The organism is Streptomyces sp. NPDC059668, assembly GCF_042734135.1.
In the GTDB taxonomy this organism is placed as follows: domain Bacteria; phylum Actinomycetota; class Actinomycetes; order Streptomycetales; family Streptomycetaceae; genus Streptomyces.
On the sequence record NZ_JBHWEL010000075.1, the window covers coordinates 27,538 to 42,944 of the forward strand.

General features: G+C 68.8%; 12 protein-coding genes. 6 read left to right on the plus strand and 6 right to left on the minus strand.

Features of this window, described 5'->3' with window-relative positions:
* Positions 1–291: 291 nt before the first annotated feature.
* Positions 292–1,992, plus strand: coding sequence for an alpha-glucosidase (locus ACFV2J_RS35005; protein ID WP_385093255.1), 1,701 nt, complete (start codon positions 292–294; stop codon positions 1,990–1,992).
* Between the two features lie 336 nt (positions 1,993–2,328).
* The gene (locus ACFV2J_RS35010) at positions 2,329–3,711 is read left to right on the plus strand and encodes a HEAT repeat domain-containing protein (protein WP_385093252.1); all 1,383 of its coding nucleotides are present in this window, start codon (positions 2,329–2,331) and stop codon (positions 3,709–3,711) included.
* 188 nt (positions 3,712–3,899) lie between these two features.
* Here the strand turns inward: ACFV2J_RS35010 and ACFV2J_RS35015 are convergent, their stop codons facing one another.
* Positions 3,900–4,877: a hypothetical protein gene (locus tag ACFV2J_RS35015; protein ID WP_385093249.1), complete on the minus strand. Its 978-nt coding sequence runs from the start codon at positions 4,875–4,877 to the stop codon at positions 3,900–3,902.
* Entirely contained in the window at positions 4,874–5,581 is a 708-nt protein-coding gene (locus ACFV2J_RS35020) for a hemerythrin domain-containing protein (RefSeq protein WP_385442467.1), read from the minus strand. Before ACFV2J_RS35020 ends, ACFV2J_RS35015 begins: the two co-directional genes overlap by 4 nt.
* A gap of 73 nt (positions 5,582–5,654) precedes the next feature.
* Here ACFV2J_RS35020 and ACFV2J_RS35025 point away from each other — a divergent pair, with 73 nt between their 5' ends.
* Positions 5,655–6,299, plus strand: a complete 645-nt coding sequence (locus ACFV2J_RS35025) for a TetR/AcrR family transcriptional regulator (protein ID WP_385093581.1) — start codon at positions 5,655–5,657, stop codon at positions 6,297–6,299.
* A gap of 649 nt (positions 6,300–6,948) precedes the next feature.
* Here the strand turns inward: ACFV2J_RS35025 and ACFV2J_RS35030 are convergent.
* The gene (locus ACFV2J_RS35030; protein WP_385093583.1) at positions 6,949–7,404 is read right to left on the minus strand and encodes a phospholipase; all 456 of its coding nucleotides are present in this window, start codon (positions 7,402–7,404) and stop codon (positions 6,949–6,951) included.
* Between the two features lie 298 nt (positions 7,405–7,702).
* Between ACFV2J_RS35030 and ACFV2J_RS35035 the strand changes: the two genes are divergently transcribed.
* A complete protein-coding gene (locus ACFV2J_RS35035; RefSeq protein WP_385093586.1) occupies positions 7,703–8,878 on the plus strand; it encodes an epoxide hydrolase family protein in 1,176 nt (391 codons plus the stop codon).
* Between the two features lie 249 nt (positions 8,879–9,127).
* On the opposite strand, the gene ACFV2J_RS35040 is transcribed toward ACFV2J_RS35035, so the two are convergent.
* Positions 9,128–9,919: a TetR/AcrR family transcriptional regulator gene (locus ACFV2J_RS35040; protein ID WP_385093589.1), complete on the minus strand. Its 792-nt coding sequence runs from the start codon at positions 9,917–9,919 to the stop codon at positions 9,128–9,130.
* 233 nt (positions 9,920–10,152) lie between these two features.
* On the opposite strand from ACFV2J_RS35040, the gene ACFV2J_RS35045 reads away from it, so the two are divergent.
* Positions 10,153–12,390 (plus strand): MMPL family transporter, encoded by a 2,238-nt coding sequence (locus ACFV2J_RS35045; RefSeq protein WP_385442473.1) that lies wholly within the window; start codon positions 10,153–10,155, stop codon positions 12,388–12,390.
* A 198-nt stretch (positions 12,391–12,588) separates the two neighbouring features.
* Here the strand turns inward: ACFV2J_RS35045 and ACFV2J_RS35050 are convergent, their stop codons facing one another.
* Positions 12,589–12,987 carry a VOC family protein gene (locus ACFV2J_RS35050; RefSeq protein ID WP_385093593.1) on the minus strand — a complete coding sequence of 133 codons (399 nt, stop codon included), beginning with the start codon at positions 12,985–12,987 and terminating at the stop codon, positions 12,589–12,591.
* A gap of 105 nt (positions 12,988–13,092) precedes the next feature.
* On the opposite strand from ACFV2J_RS35050, the gene ACFV2J_RS35055 reads away from it, so the two are divergent.
* The gene (locus ACFV2J_RS35055) at positions 13,093–14,106 is read left to right on the plus strand and encodes a helix-turn-helix transcriptional regulator (RefSeq protein WP_385442476.1); all 1,014 of its coding nucleotides are present in this window, start codon (positions 13,093–13,095) and stop codon (positions 14,104–14,106) included.
* A 152-nt stretch (positions 14,107–14,258) separates the two neighbouring features.
* Here the strand turns inward: ACFV2J_RS35055 and ACFV2J_RS35060 are convergent, their stop codons facing one another.
* Positions 14,259–14,978: an SDR family oxidoreductase gene (locus ACFV2J_RS35060; RefSeq protein WP_385097881.1), complete on the minus strand. Its 720-nt coding sequence runs from the start codon at positions 14,976–14,978 to the stop codon at positions 14,259–14,261.
* Positions 14,979–15,407 lie beyond the last annotated feature (429 nt).

The following is a 15,407-nucleotide window of genomic DNA, read 5'->3' on the forward strand; positions in this document are numbered from 1 at the left end:
CTCTATCTTTCCCCCCTTCGCGGCGCCCGCCGCTCTTCGGGTTCTCGCGCCCCCCCCCCCCCCCCCCGCCGACCGCCGACCGCCGACCGCCGACCGCCGACCGCCGACCGCCGGTCGACGGCGAACCCGGCCCGCTATCGGGACCGGTTGTCTGCCGGCGGGCCACAACACCACAGAACAGTCCGCATTGGACTCAAGACATTGACCGTCCGAACCGTCCGGGCATTCACCAATGAGATCGCCTCGCAATGCCCCGGAACGCGCGACGCCAATGCTATGGAAGGAAACGCGATGGACCCCTGGTGGAAAAGTGCTGTCGTTTACCAGATCTACCCCCGGAGCTTCGCGGATTCCGACGGTGACGGCATAGGCGACCTTCGCGGAATCATCAACCACCTGGACCACCTGGCCGGACTCGGCGTCGATGTCATCTGGCTGTCGCCCATCTATCCTTCTCCCCAGGACGACAACGGCTACGACATCAGCGACTACCAGAACATCGATCCGCTCTTCGGTGACCTCGACGACTTCGACGAACTGCTCGCCGGCATTCACCGACGCGGCATGAAACTGATCATGGATCTGGTGGTCAACCACAGCTCCGACGAGCACGCGTGGTTCCTCGACAGCCGTAGTGACATAGCCCACCCGAAGCGGGACTGGTACTGGTGGCGACCGGCCCGCGAAGGCATGGAACCCGGAACGCCGGGTGCCGAACCCACCAACTGGGCGGCTGCGTTCGGCGGACCCGCGTGGGAGTTCGACGAGAAGACCGGCGAGTACTACCTGCATCTGTTCTCCCGCAAGCAACCGGATCTGAACTGGGAGAACGTGGAGGTCCGCCATGCGATCCACGCGATGATGCGGTGGTGGCTGGACCGCGGCGTGGACGGTTTCAGGATGGACGTGATCAACCTGATCTCCAAGGACACAGCACTCCCGGACGGCCGGGTGTCGAGCCCTGCCGTCTTCCCGGACGACTCGGCGGGTTACGTCAACGGCCCGCGCGTCCACGAGTTCCTGCGGGAGATGCACGAGCGGGTCTTCGCCGACCGCGACGCGCTCCTGACGGTCGGCGAGATGCCGGGCGTGACCATTGAGGAGGCCATTCGCTTCACCGACCCGCGGCGACGGGAGGTCGACATGGTCTTCCAGTTCGACCATGTCTGGGCCGACCGGGGCGACGACCCGTGGCAGCTCGTCCCGTTCAGGCTCACCAACCTCAAGGCGATACTCGGACGCTGGCAGGCAGGTCTCGCGGAAGGCGGCTGGAACAGCCTCTACTGGAACAACCACGACCAACCCCGAGCAGTCTCACGCTACGGCGATGACAGCCCTGACCATCGGGTCGCCTCGGCCAAGATGCTCGGGACCGTTCTCCATCTGCACCGGGGCACACCGTATGTGTACCAGGGCGAAGAGCTCGGGATGACCAACTACCCGTTCACGACCATTGCCGATTTCCGTGACATCGAGTCCCTCGGACAATACGCCGAAGCGATCGAAAAGGATGGCCGCGATCCTGAAGAGGTACTGACCGTACTTCGCGCCCGGAGCCGCGACAACGCGCGAACGCCGATGCAGTGGGACTCCTCAGCGCAGGCAGGCTTCACCACCGGACAACCATGGCTGCCCGCAAACCCCAACCACGTCCGGATCAACGCCGCCGCCCAGCAGGACGACCCGGATTCGGTCTACCACTACTACCGTCGACTCATCGAGCTCCGGCACACCGAACCGGCCGTGGTCAACGGTGACTTCACCATGCTCCTCCCGCACGACGAGCGGCTCTACGCCTTCACCCGCCGCCTCGGCACCACCGAACTCCTCATCATCGGCAACTTCACGGACCGGACCGTCCGAGCAGACATCGCCGACGCCGCCGCCTGGTCGTCGGCCGAACTGCTGTTGACCAACCTCCCGACGCCACCGGCCGACCTCACCATGGAGCCCTGGCAAGCGGCGATCTATCGCCGCACCCTTGCCTGCTGAGCCACGGGCACAGCACACCACTTCGACCTGATCGCTCGTTGCTCCGTCCATGACGGACCTGTTGGACCGTCTCCGGCCTCGGGGTGTGCCATTTCAACAGCTGATCCGGTTTGTGGAGTGGTCAGTTGTTGCCCGAGGTCAGGCGGCCCTCGAAGACGATCTGGAACGGGTTGAGGGCGCCCTTGCCGGACCCAAGACCCGCTCGCGCAGTTCTTCGGTGCCCGTGGCTGCGCCCTGTCCAGGGCCCTCCACCAAGTCCACCTCATGTCGCAGGGCAGTGACGAGTGCTGCTCTAAGCTCGGATACCGTGCCGGCTGACGATCACCTGGGGGGCAGATGCCAGCATCGCAGCACGAGCTGACCGACCGGCTCGTGGCAGCCGTGGACGCCAAGGACTCCGACGCGGTCGGCGCTCTTCTTGGAGAGGGCGCCGATCCGCAGACGCCGGGCCCGGACGGCCTCCCGCTGCTCTGCACCGCCGTGGCCGGGTTCGACCACGAGACCGCCAGGGCATTGACGGACGGTGGCGCCGATCCCGACCACGAACTGCCGGACGGCACCACACCGCTCCTGCGGGCCGTCGACCTCGGCTCCCGGGCAATGCTGTGGGCCGTGCTCGGCGACGACCCACAGCTGCGGCTGACCGAGCGCGCCCGCAAACGGCTGCTCGACCTCGCCCGGTACTGGATCGAGACGGGCGAGGAGAAGGAACTCCGCCGGCGGACGGGAGCATCGGGCCCGGCCGTCCGGCGTCTCGTCACGGAAGACCACACAGAGGTCGAGGAGGTCTCCCTCGGCGGGCTCACCGTCCGCGCCGGCCACAACGGCATCCTCACTGGGCTGGAGTGGAGATTCGGCATCCCAACTCCGGTGGCGGAGCTGGCGGCACGAGCCGTGGCGTACGCGGACGGGCTGCACGCCAACTGGGCCGAGGCTCGCTTCGTCCTCGGTGAACGCCGAGGGCCGCAGGTCTGGTCCGAGCTGAAAGCGCTACGGCACCACCCCGACCCCGTCCACCGCCTCTTCCTCGTCGACGTCGTGTGGTCCCGGAATTCCATGAGGTGGTTCAACCATCGCCAGGACGTCGCCGAGGACGCCGACTTCCTCGCCGCCTGGGTGAGCGACGAACCGGACAGCATGGTGCTCGCCAGGGTCCTGGATGTCTACGCCGACGAGGACCACCCAGACATGGAGGCCATCGGTCTCAGATACGTCGACCACACCGACCCGCGGGTGCGCAGTCAGGTGCCCCACCTGATCCTGCGAGAGTCCCCGCCCACCGAAGTTGCCACCAGCGCACTGCTTGCCCTGTCACGGGATCCCGACCCCGATGTTCGGTGTTCAGTCGCCGGCGCCATGGGTGGCCGCGGCCTCACCTCGGATTTGCGAGAAACCCTGCTGGCCCTCATCCGGGACACCGACTTCGAGGTCCGGGCCTGTGCCGCCGTCTCCCTGGGCAACTCCGACGACCGCACGGCCGCCGTCACGGACGCCCTCGTCGCCGTGCTCGACGAAGAGGATCTGCTTTTGCGTCTGGAGATCGTCCACGCGCTCGCGCGCCGTGACGATCCCCGCACCGAGTACGCCTGGGAACGCGTAGGCGAACTTCCTCCCGGCTTCGGTGAGATCGGCCCGCAGCAAGAGGACCACCGCATCCTCGCCTACTGGCAGTACCGATCGCGCCACCGTCCGACGGAACCGCACAGTCCGTCCAGCTGAGCGCCCTGGACCTCGGCGAATGCTCTGGCGGCGGCAGCAAGAACGGTCCACCGCTCGCTCGGCGTCTCGCACGGTCAATGGCCGATGGCAGGGCGGCTCCTGACGCATCGGCGGTGACGGGCACTGACGTGCGGCGCTGCGTCCAGGGGAGGCTGGTACTTCCGATGGACGCTGGACCAGAGAGTGTGTCAGTCCGACGGGCGTCGGGCGGCGAGGGCGTGCAGGCGGGCGGAGGTGCCGTCACGCCGCGCACGCCACAGTCCGTACTTGGCCAGCAGCCCGTTGGAGACGGTCAGCAGGGTCCTGTACGGGGGAGCGGCCAGGCCCTTGGACGTGTGAGGTGCGTACACGGCCCCCTTCTCGGTGACTGTGAGCCAGCCGGTGAGCGTGCGCATTCCCAGCCCCACACACTGCGGTTGGAAGGCGTGGGCTAGGAAGCCTGCCCTGCGGCCGCCGGGCGGGAGCAGCCCCGCGGGGATGTCCAGGTGCAGTCCGGCCTCGTCGTGGCCGGTGACTTTCACGGGGACGATGACGGGCAGGCCGTCCCCGCCGCGGTAGGCCAGAAGCCGGTGCGGCAGCCGGTGGACCTGACGGGCGACCGCGGCGATGTCGACGCGCGGGCTGGTGCCGTTCTTCGGTGCCTTCTGTTCCGCCGGGAGCTCCGGCCATGCGGCGCCTGTGACCGCTTTCGCCCCTCGGGCCGCGAGGTTCTCCCACACCGCGACACGCTGCAACTCGATGTCCACGAAGACGCGTTCCTGGTGGTACTCACGCAGGAGCCAGTCCCACAACGGCCCACGCCGCACTTCTCCGAGGAACGGCTCGGAGGCGCGCATCAGCTCTGCCAGGCGCTCCGGCGACGGGCGCATGTCCACCGACGCGGCGCCCTGGGCCAGCACGTACGCGTCACTGGCGGCAAAGCCGTGCTCACGGGTGTGATAGGCGACGGCGACGTTCGGGTCGCGCAGGATCCGTTCGAGCTTCTTCGGGAAGCCGAGCGAGGTGGTGAACCCGACCCGCCCGGTCTCACGGTTCCCGAGACCCAGCGGTGAGACGCTGGTGACCACGGCGCCGCCGGCCGGAGTGACATAGGCGACCGCCACGGTGAGGTCGCCCCTGATCACAGGGTCCGCGGCGTCGGGCCACCTGAGCGGGGCGGACGTCATGCGCCGGTCCCGCGGAGGACGCCGAGGTCGGCCGCTGCCTGGAGGCGCATCGCGGGGACCAGCGGACGCACCGGTTCGGGCAGGCCCGAGAGCACCAGCTCGACCTCCGCGGGGGTGCCCACCTCGTCGAGGAAGCCCACCATGAGGTGCCCGGCGACGGGGGGCGTGGTCGCGATCACCCGCTGCGCGAAGTCCTGCCACTCCGCAGGGCCGACATGCTCGCGGAGCGCCGGGAAGAGGACGGGCTCTTCATGGGTGAGGTGGTCATGCACGACGTCGCGGACCGTCACCGCGGCGTCGTACAGCGCGGCGCGAACCGCCGCCTCAGCCGTGGAGGCCGCACCGGCGCCGGTGCCGACCGTCGCGAGCGGATCCCCGGCGACGGCTTCGCCGGCGTGGACGGCGACTCCGGCCAGCCGGTCGAGCGCCGTGTCCAGTTGGTCATGCTCGTCGGTCAGTGAGTCCAGAGCCTGTGCGGCGGCCGGCGCTTTCGCGGTGATCCGGGGCCACAGGTCGTCGTCCTCGGTCTGGTGATGATGCCGGAGGTTGGCGACGAGGAAGTCGCGCAGCTGCGCGGTCGCGTCGAGGGGGACCGAGGCGTCGAGGGCTGCTTCCGCCAGCAGCGTGGTGGCCACTCGGTGGACGTCGTGGGCCAGCCGGGTCTCGACGACCGCGGGCACGTCCGTGGGGGGTGTCAGTGTCATGTAGCGCAACATATTCATTATAGGAACCTATTGTCAATATGGTCACCTATCGTGCACGCGGTACACTGCGTCCGTGACGACGACCCGGAAATACACCTCGACCCGACGGGTCAGCTCGGCGGCAGCCACCCGCGAAGCCATCCTGAGCAGCGCTCACACGTTGTTCCTGGCGCGTGGGTACGCCGGGGTGACCGTCGCGGAGATCGCGGACGCGGCGAAGGTCGCCGTACCGACCGTGTACAGCAGCGTCGGCAACAAGCCCGGCATCCTGACGGCCCTCCTGGAGCCGGCTCTCACGGACCCCGCCATCGCCACGACCATCGCGGCCGTCGAGGCCGCCGGCGATCCGCGCGCCGTGATCGACCTGACGGCCGCGGGCACCCGGCTCACGCATGAGCGTCACTGGGACCTGGTGTACGAAGTCTTCTACCGGAACCCGCCGGGCGAGCCCGCCGTCAAGGCCGTTCTGGACAAGGGGGCAGACGGCTACGTCCAAGCTCTGACCCTGGTGGCTGATCGCCTGGCCGAGCTTGATGCGCTCCGCGCCGGGGTGGACCGCGCCGAGGCTGTCGACCTGCTCTGGTTCTATCTGGGGCCGCACGCCTGGATCACGCTCGTCGGCGAACGCGGATGGCCGTTCGAACGGGCGCAGGATTGGATCGCCCGCTCGGCCCGTCATGCACTTCTGCCTGATCGTTCCGCAGCGAGTTCGCGCTAACCCTTCGCCGTAGCGGCGCTGTTGCACCCCGCGACGTGTCGGCCGGGCAGGGAGTCCGGTCCGGCCGGGTGGGAACCCGTTGCCGTCCTTGCTGCTGCTCCCGCTGTTGCGGGCCAGTCCAGCAGAGTGCAAGGAGAGGGCTGTTCAGGACGCACGCACGCACGGGACTGGTGTGTGGTCCGACATCCCCGTCATCACTCACTCACCCGCGCCTCTCCAGGTGATGGCGGTCGGGGCGGGAACGAGTGCTCCCGGGGAGACCGGGGCCTGCATATGTTGCGCGTCGGCGGTGGCCCGTTCGGGTCCGGCAGATCGGAGCCTGCCGGATCCGAACGGCTCCCCGTCTCGGCAGTCCGGGTGCCCCTGGAGACGGTCACCGAGCCGGGTGGCGTGCGTGGTCCTGCGTCAGTGCCGTAGCGCCCCGCTCGAAGGCGCTTCCGGGCGCCGGGGACGTCTTGTGTCGAGCCGTCCCAGGTACTCCCGCTGCCGGTCCGCCAAAGCCTCCGTCTTGCGAGTGCCTCCCCTGTATCGCTGGTCACCAGGGTGGCGAGCGACGCTCGCTTCTGAAACCAGGCCGGGGTCGGGCGGAGCGGGCCACGAGAGGTCAGGGCCGTCTCGTGACCCGCTGCGTCCCGGGCGGGCGGGTCGGTCAGCCGAAGGCCTTGACCGCCTGGTAGTAGGTCCACGCGGTGCCGTCGCACGCCGTCTTCGTGGCGCCGTTGTAGTTGACGCACACGCGCTTGAGGTCCTCGTAAAGAGCGCTGTCGAGGCGGGACTTGTTGGCGGAGAAGGTGCCCGCGGCCTTGTAGTTGCGGTAACCGAAGTCGTGCCGTGCGCAGGAGGTGGCGAACGGGAAGCCGAAGGGGTTGTCGGGGGAGGAGGAGCAGTAGTCCGTCGACCAGTCGAACTGGTAGGCCGTGTAGGCGGCTTGGTTCGATCGGGCCGCCGCCCAGGTGTTGTAGCTGGACGCGCTGGTCTGGGTCCAGCTCGACAGGACCTGGGCCTTGTCGGCGGGTACTGCGGCCTGTGCGGCGCTCGCGGTGCCGATGAGGGCGACAAGGGACAGGCTGGACGCGGTGAGAGCGGTGGCGAGTCTTCGGCGCATTCCACACCTCCATGAATCTGCGGCCCGACTGTCGGGCCGCAGGTGCATGACAATCAGGATCGGCACGGTGTGCGCGCTTGTACAGATCTTGATGGTCCAACGTGAAATGAATTCTGGTGTGATGACAGGGGAGTTGCGGGTGGTGACGTCCGATGCCGGTGGGGACAGGCCGCACCGCAGGTCCACGGACGCCATCACGGGCCGTGCCGCGCCGCCGCGCACCTGCCGGCCGCGCCGCGTGTGACGGGCGCGCGGGTCCCGATCGGTCGGTCGCCTCCGGAGCGTTAGCATGCGTGCCATGTCGGACGCACTGCCTCACCCCGAGCCGTTCACCCCGCAGACCGAGCCCGCGGCGCTCGAGGACCTCCGCACCCGGCTGCGCGCGACACGCTGGCCCGACGCGCCCGAGGACGCCGGGTGGGCCCTGGGGACCGACATCACCTACCTCCGTGAACTCGGCGCCTACTGGGCGGACGGGTTCGACTGGCCGGCGCAGGAGGCCGCGCTCGCCCAGTTGCCGCGCTTCCGCGTCCGGCTCGGCGGCCTGGGAATCCACCTCGTGCACGCCCGCGCCGTCGCGCCGACCGGGCCCGTCCTGCCACTGGTCCTCTGCCACGGCTGGCCGGACTCGTTCTGGCGCTACTCGAAGGTCATCCCGCTCCTGACCGATCCCGGTGCGCACGGCGGCGACCCTGCCGACGCGTTCGACGTGGTCGTGCCCGACATGCCCGGCTACGGGTACTCCGACCGGCCCACCGGCCCGCCACTCAATTCCATTGCCGTCGCGGGCTTGTGGGCCGAACTCATGAGCGTCCTCGGGTACGCGCGGTTCGGCGCGGCGGGCGGGGACGTCGGCAGTCATGTGAGCCGCTACCTCGCGCTCGACCACCCCGACCGGGTTGTCGCCGTCCACCGTATGGACGGGGGCCTGCCCGTCTTCACCGGCGATCCGTCCGAACTCGCCCCCGAGGAGCGCTCCTGGTTCGACGAGGTCGCGGCCTGGGGCGCGAGCGAGGGCGCCTACGGTGCCATGCACCGCACCAAGCCCCAGACCGCCGCCGTCGGGCTCACCGACTCACCGGCCGGGCTCGCCGCATGGATCGTCGAGAAGCTCCGGGCGTGGAGCGACTGCGACGGCGACATCGAACGGAGCTTCACGAAGGACGAGATTCTCACCAACGCCACGCTCTACTGGCTCACGGGGACGATCGGCTCGTCCATGCGCATGTACCACGCGAACGGCGCGATCCCGACCCAGCAGCTCACCCGCCGGGTCGAGGTGCCGTCCGGGTTCTCCCTGTTCCGCGGCGACATCGTCCGCCCGCCCCGCGCCTGGCTCGAGCGCACGGCGAACGTCGTGTACGTCGCCGAACCCGCGCGCGGCGGTCACTTCGCACCGTTCGAGGAGCCCGAGCTGTACGCGGAGGAACTGCGGGCGTTCTTCCGCCCCTACCGTGCGGCCGCGGCGAACTGAGGACGCCGTCGCCGAGGCGCGGCGGCCCGCTGGGAGGAAGGTTCTGGGCGAGGGAGGCGCGTCCGTGACGCCCTAAGCTCCACGGGGAGCGGATCACGGAACTCCGACGAGTGGACCGCGGTACACCGACGAGCGGATCGTGGTACACCAACGAGCGGACGCGGAGCTCCGGCGCGCGGATCACGGAACACCGACGAGCGGATCGAGTCGGCGGACGTCCTGAGTGTTCCGCCTCCTCCGCCGTCCAGGTCATCGGCCGACCGATGAGGCTCCCTTTGGTGGACGCGGATCCGTTGCCGCTGTGACTGGTTCGGCGCTGGGAATCCGGCTGAGGATGTCCTGGAACAGGTTCCGCATCGCCATGCGGAAGATCTCTGCCTGGTGGTCACCGAGGAACGAGGTGTGCCCGAACACCTCCAGGACGACGAGACCGTGCATGTGTCCCCACGCGCTCAGGATCAGGGCGGTCACCGGGGGCGGAAGGTCCCGCCGGCCGGTCGGCGGTAACTGGTCCAGATACGCCAGGAGATCAGCCGACAGGCCAGGGGCGTCGGCAGCGGCGAGTTGCGCGGTGGTGAACCCGTCGAACAGCTCGTGCTCGAAGATCGCGCTCATCCGCCGCATGGCCTGGGTGGTCGGGCCCTCGACGGGAGCCGCGTAGTAGCGCAGCGGCGTCCCGTAGAGGAGTTGGAACTGCTCGGGATGGGCGATGGCCCATTGGCGGTACCCCTCGGCCGCGACGAGCACGCGCTCTCGGCCCGCGTCGTCCGTGGCCGCGTCGACAGCGGCCTGCACGGCGTCGGTCAAGGCGTCGTAGGCCTTGGCGATGAGCGCCGTGACGAGGTCGTCCCGGCTCGGAAAGTAGTGGTAGAGCGCCTGCACCGTCATTCCCAGGCTACGGGCGATCGCGCGCAGGGACAGGGCCGCGGGACCGTGTTCGGTGATGTGGCGCTCAGCCGCGTCCAAGATCTCCTGGACGGCCGCCGCCCGACGCCGCTGGCGCAGGGAGAGCGGGACTGCCGTCTGTTCGTCGGTGGGCATGCGACGACCGTACGACGACAACTCCACCCGCGCATCACGAAGTTGCGGACTGTGAAGAAAATCTGACACTGCCAAATCTTCTGCCGTCTGGCTAGCGTCGTGTGGGCGACGAGGTGCGCCATCGCATCCGCCCCGGCCGGGACGAACAGGCGTCGTGGAGGCCCGAGTCAGCCTCTCCTCTCGACGCCGGTTGCTTGAACTTGTTGTCACGAAGGACGCAAAGGAGATCGTGCGTGTTTGAACGCATAGCCGAACTGGTGATCCGCCGGTCCCGGCTGGTACTGGTCGTCGCCGTAGTGGCTGTGGCCCTCATGGGAGCCGCGGGTGCCGGCGCGTTCGGCAAGTTGCTGGGAGGCGGCTACGACGACCCGGCCTCCTCGTCCAGCCGCGCCATGGCAGTCATCGACAAGAAGTTCGGCGGGGAGACGAACCTGGTCCTGCTGGTCCGCCCGTCCGAGGGCCGTGTCGACACGCCGGCGACCCGGCGGAGCGGACTGGCGCTGGTGGCCGACCTCCAGAAGGAACGGAACCTGGGGAACGTGGTCTCGTACTGGGACACGGCCAGTGCCGATCTCCGTTCCGAGGACGGCCGCGAGGCCCTGGTACTCGCCCATGTGAAGGGCGACGGCACGGAGCGGGACGAGAACGCCAAGAGCGTCATCGACGCCTACACCGGATCGTACGAGGGCGCACTCACGGTCCAGGCAGGTGGCGGCGCCGCCGTGACGAGCGAGATGGGTCGGCAGTCCGGCGAGGATCTCGTTCTGGCCGAGTCCATCGCCGTACCGCTCACCCTCGTACTCCTCCTGGTCGTCTTCGGCAGCGTGGTCGCGGCTCTGCTGCCGCTGGTCATCGGAACCATCGCGATCACGGGCACGTTCGCGGAACTCTTCGTCCTCGGCAGCGTCACCGATGTCTCCGTCTTCGCGGTCAACCTGACCACCGCACTCGGCCTCGGCCTCGGCATCGACTACGCCCTGCTCATGGTCAGCCGGTTCCGCGAACAGCTCGCGGCAGGGGCGAGTGTGGACGACGCCGTCCGGCGCACGGTGAGCACCGCGGGCCGCACGATCGCGTTCTCCGCCGCGACCGTGGCCGCCGCGCTCGGGGCGCTCCTGGTGTTCCCGCAGTACTTCTTGCGCTCGTTCGGCTATGCCGGGGTCGGTGTCGTCGCCATCGCGGCCGTCAGCACCCTGTTCGTCATGCCGGCCCTGTTCGTCGTCCTGGGCCACCGCGTCAACAGCGGGCGGCTGCCGTGGGTGAAGCCCCGCCCCACCGACACCCGCGTGCCGCTGTGGGGACGGCTGGCCCGCACGGTCATGCGGCGCCCGGCGCTCACGGCGCTGCCCGTGCTCGCGGTCCTGCTGCTGGCGGCGAGCCCGCTGCTGGGGATCTCCTTCGGCACACCGGACGAACGGGTGCTGCCCGAGGACGCCCACAGCCGCGAAGTGGCCGCGGCACTGCAGCGGAACTTCAAGGGCAACGACGACGCGGCCCTCCACGTCGTCATCGACCAGCCCGTCGGCGAGGCTCCCCTGCGGTCGTACGCGGTCGCGCTGTCCGAACTCGAAGGCGTGGTCCACGTCGAGACCAGCACGGGAACCTACGCCGACGGACGTTCCACGGCGACCGACTCCGGCAACGCCGCGCTCGGCCGCCCCGGCGCGCAGCAGATCAGCGTGGTGAGCACCCTGCCGCCGAAGTCGACGGAGGCACAGGATCTGGTCGGCGAGGTGAGGGCGGTCGCCCCGCCCGCCGGGACGCATCCCCTGGTGGGCGGCACCGACGCCGTACTGGTCGACGCCAAGGACTCGATCGCGGACAGGCTCCCGCTCGCGGTGACCCTCGTCGTCCTCACCACCTTCGTCCTGCTCTTCCTGTTCACCGGCAGCGTCGTGCAACCGCTGCGCGCGCTGGTCCTCAACATGGTCAGCCTGGGCGCGACCCTCGGTGTCATGACCTGGATCTTCCAGGACGGACACCTCTCCTCCCTGCTCGGCTTCACCGCGCAGCCGATGGAGGTGTCGATGACCGTGCTGATGTTCTGCATCGCCTTCGGCCTCTCGATGGACTACGAGGTGTTCGTCACCAGCCGGATCAAGGAACTCCACGAGTCGGGCGAGGACAACGAGTCCGCCGTGGCCAACGGCCTCGGGCACACGGGACGCATCGTCAGCGCAGCGGCCTGCCTGCTCGCGGTCAGCTTCTTCGCGTTCGGCACGGCCAAGCTCAGCTTCATGCAGATGTTCGGGCTGGGCAGCGGACTGGCCGTCCTCATCGACGCCGTTGCCATTCGGGGCATCCTCGTACCCGCCGCGATGCGTCTGCTCGGCCGCTCGGCCTGGTACGCGCCACGCTTCCTGCGGAAGCTCCACGGACGGTACGGCCTCAGCGAGGGCGGCCCCGGGCACGCGGTGGTGCTCGAACCCTCCGCCGGCTCTTCGTACGTGAAGAACTCAACGGAGGTCTGATCACGCCGGTCCATTGCGCCGAACCTTTATGGCGGACGTCCACGGCGGACGTCCACGACGGACCTCCACGCCGGACTGTGTTCCGCCTTGTGCCCGCCTCCTCTACGGAGGCGGGCACGGTGGCGAAGGTGTGGAAGGTTCCGAACTCGTCTGTGATGGGTGGGAGTTGGGTATCTGCACGCCTCCGCTGCTACGCGCTCAGCGAGTGAACTTCTCGATGGCTTCCGGCGTGACGGGAGTGAAGAAGTTGACCAGGTTGCCGTCGGGGTCACGGAAGAGGAGCGCCCGGTTTCCCCAGGGCATCGTGGTGGGCTCGTTGACGAAGTCCTCCACGAAGGAGGTCAGGTTCTTGTACGTACGGTCCACGTCGTCGACGAGGAATTCGACGATGACGCTGTGGTTGTCGGCCGGGCGGGCCGAGCCGGGCGCGAACAGGGGGACGGTGCGGGTGCTGCCGATCGCGAGAGTGGCCGCGGGCGTCCTGATCTCGGCGAAGTCCTCGTTGGCCCAGCTCGCGGGTACTCCGGTGGCGCGCTCGTAGAAGTCGACAAGGCGGGCGACGTCGTCCGTGATGATGCGGACGGAGACGAAGTTCATGGAAGTTCTCCTGGTCGGTCGGTGTTCCTGCGCTCTCGCGCTCCTGACCAGGCTGCCACCTATACCGGGCGAAACCCGCCCGGTATAGGTGGCAGACTTCTGAGCATGCCTCGACCCATTGCTCGCGTACTCACCCTGTTGGAGCTCCTGCAGTCGGGTGGCATCCGGACCGCGGCCGAACTCGCTGATCGGCTGGACGTCGACGAACGGACCGTACGGCGCTACGTCGACCACCTCCTCGACCTCGACGTGCCCGTCGAGTCGGTGCGCGGCCGGTACGGCGGTTTCCGGCTCGCGACCGGTTACCGCATGCCTCCGCTCATGCTGAGCGACGACGAAGCGCTCGCCGTGCTGCTGGGACTGGTCGCGGCCCGGCGAGCCGGTCTGACGACGGCCATGGGGACTGCGAGCGAGACGGCGGTGGCCAAGATCCGGCGGGTGCTGCCGGAACGGCTAGGCCGCAGACTCGACGCCGTATCCGGATCACTCTCCTTCACTACGCCACCGGCGGGCGAGGCGGTCGCCGCGGAATCCACGGTGCTGCTCCCGATCACCGACGCGGTGCGTCATCACCGGCCGATCGCGATCCGGTACACCGCTGCCGACGGTCGGCGCAGCGAACGCACGGTGCACCCGTACGGAGTTGTCGCCCACTCGGGCAAGTGGTACCTGACGGCTGCGGATCTCACGGCCGAGGGCGACCGGACGTTCCGGCTGGACCGCATCACCGATGTCAGGACCCTGCCCGGCTCGTTCGAACCACCCGCCGGAGTCGACCCGGCGAAACGCGTCCTGACCGGGCTCGCCACGGCGCCGTACCGGCATGAAGTGACGCTGAGAGTGCGGGGGACGGCTGAGGAGATCCACGCCCGGCTTCCCGCGGGCATCGCGATCGTCGAGGAACCGTCGTCTGTGGACGAGGCGGACGCCGCAGACCCGACGGTTGAGCGCTGGTCCCGGGTCGACCTGCGGGTGGACCGGTTGGACTGGCTTCCCGCGGTGCTCGCGTCGCTGGACAGGCCGTTCGTCATCGATCGCCCGGACGAACTGCGTGAGCTCGTCGTGGAGTTCGCCGAACGCCTTGGGAACTTGGGGCGGCGGGGCTCGGCACACTTGTGACGGACAGAGGGTGGTCCTCGTTAGTTCTCGTTAGTCCTCGGGTGTGGGTGGTCGGGGAGGAGAGTTCACGCGGCGGAAGTGCGTGGACGGTTGGGGTGGCAGGTGGCGATCGTGTGCCCTGTGCCCTGTGCCCTGTGCCCTGTGCCGTGAGGTCAGCTGAGTGGTTCGCCGCCGTCGATGTGTACGGTCTCCCCGGTCAGAAATGAGCTGGTCATCGCGAACAGCACTGCGTTGGCGACGTCTTCGGTGGTCCCGATGCGCCGGGCAGGATTGCGAGCGACGATGCCGGCGAAGTACTCCGCCTTGCCTTCTTCCCCGAAGGCGTCCCATGCACCGGTGTCGATCACCCCGGGTGAGATGGCGTTCACGCGGATCGGGGCCAGCTCCAGGGCGAGCGAACGAGTAAGGACTTCGGCGGCGCCATTGGTGATGGCCACGGCCAGGGTGCCGACCGCGATCTTCGCCGCGGCGACGCCGGAGAAGAGGGTGAACGACCCTGACGCGGGGACGCGGGGGGCCAGGTGCTTGGCCAGCATCAGCGGGCCGATGACCTTGGTGTCGAAGGAGAGTCTCACCGCGTCACGGTCCAGTTCGGCGACGCGACCACGTGCTCGGGCCGAGGCGGTGGAGACCACGTGGTCCACGGTGCCGAGTCTCTCGCCGAGGGCGGCGATGGAGGCTTCGTCGGTGAGGTCGACGGTCTCGGTCGTGATTCCGGGTTCGTCTGCGTAGGCGTCGGCGAGGGCCTTTTGATCGCGGCCCGCTGCTACGACGTCGGCTCCCGCGTCGCGGGCAGCGAGGACGACAGCGCGGGCGATACCCCCGCCTCGCCCGATGACCAGCGCGGTTTTGCCCTTGAGGGGTCCGGTCATGGCGATGTCCTTTCGAGGAAGTGGCGGACCTGGGCGGCGACGGCGTTGAGAGGGCATTCGGGGTGGGGATTGCCGCCGTCGAGGAGAGGCTTTCGGTGCCGGCCTTGTGCTTTCCGAAGGTGAGTGGGTCTTCGGGGAGGGGCCAGCTTCAGCCATGGCGATCGGCTGGGGGGTGGTGGCGGGCGTGTCGCCGCGGGACCTTGGCGGTTACTTCCTTCTGGAGTTGACCTCCAAGTATATAACCTGCCACGTGTTTATGAGGGGTTAGGTCGCGCCGTGCTTGTGGGTGTCCGCGGGGTGGGTTTTAGGGCGGTGCGGGTGGCTTAGGTGCAGGTGTTTTAGGTGGGTGTGTGGGGTGTGGTGGTGAGGTGGGCGGTGAAGACGGTGTGGTTGTTTTGGTGGGCGGTGATGTGGGTGGTGCGGGTGCCG

Coding starts and splice junctions, on each gene's coding strand:
- ACFV2J_RS35005 (WP_385093255.1), top strand. CDS start 292: ATGGACCCCTGGTGGAAAAGTGCTGTCGTTTACCAGATCTACCCCCGG.
- ACFV2J_RS35010 (WP_385093252.1), top strand. CDS start 2,329: ATGCCAGCATCGCAGCACGAGCTGACCGACCGGCTCGTGGCAGCCGTG.
- ACFV2J_RS35015 (WP_385093249.1), bottom strand. CDS start 4,877: ATGACGTCCGCCCCGCTCAGGTGGCCCGACGCCGCGGACCCTGTGATC.
- ACFV2J_RS35020 (WP_385442467.1), bottom strand. CDS start 5,581: ATGACACTGACACCCCCCACGGACGTGCCCGCGGTCGTCGAGACCCGG.
- ACFV2J_RS35030 (WP_385093583.1), bottom strand. CDS start 7,404: ATGCGCCGAAGACTCGCCACCGCTCTCACCGCGTCCAGCCTGTCCCTT.
- ACFV2J_RS35035 (WP_385093586.1), top strand. CDS start 7,703: ATGTCGGACGCACTGCCTCACCCCGAGCCGTTCACCCCGCAGACCGAG.
- ACFV2J_RS35040 (WP_385093589.1), bottom strand. CDS start 9,919: ATGCCCACCGACGAACAGACGGCAGTCCCGCTCTCCCTGCGCCAGCGG.
- ACFV2J_RS35050 (WP_385093593.1), bottom strand. CDS start 12,987: ATGAACTTCGTCTCCGTCCGCATCATCACGGACGACGTCGCCCGCCTT.
- ACFV2J_RS35055 (WP_385442476.1), top strand. CDS start 13,093: ATGCCTCGACCCATTGCTCGCGTACTCACCCTGTTGGAGCTCCTGCAG.
- ACFV2J_RS35060 (WP_385097881.1), bottom strand. CDS start 14,978: ATGACCGGACCCCTCAAGGGCAAAACCGCGCTGGTCATCGGGCGAGGC.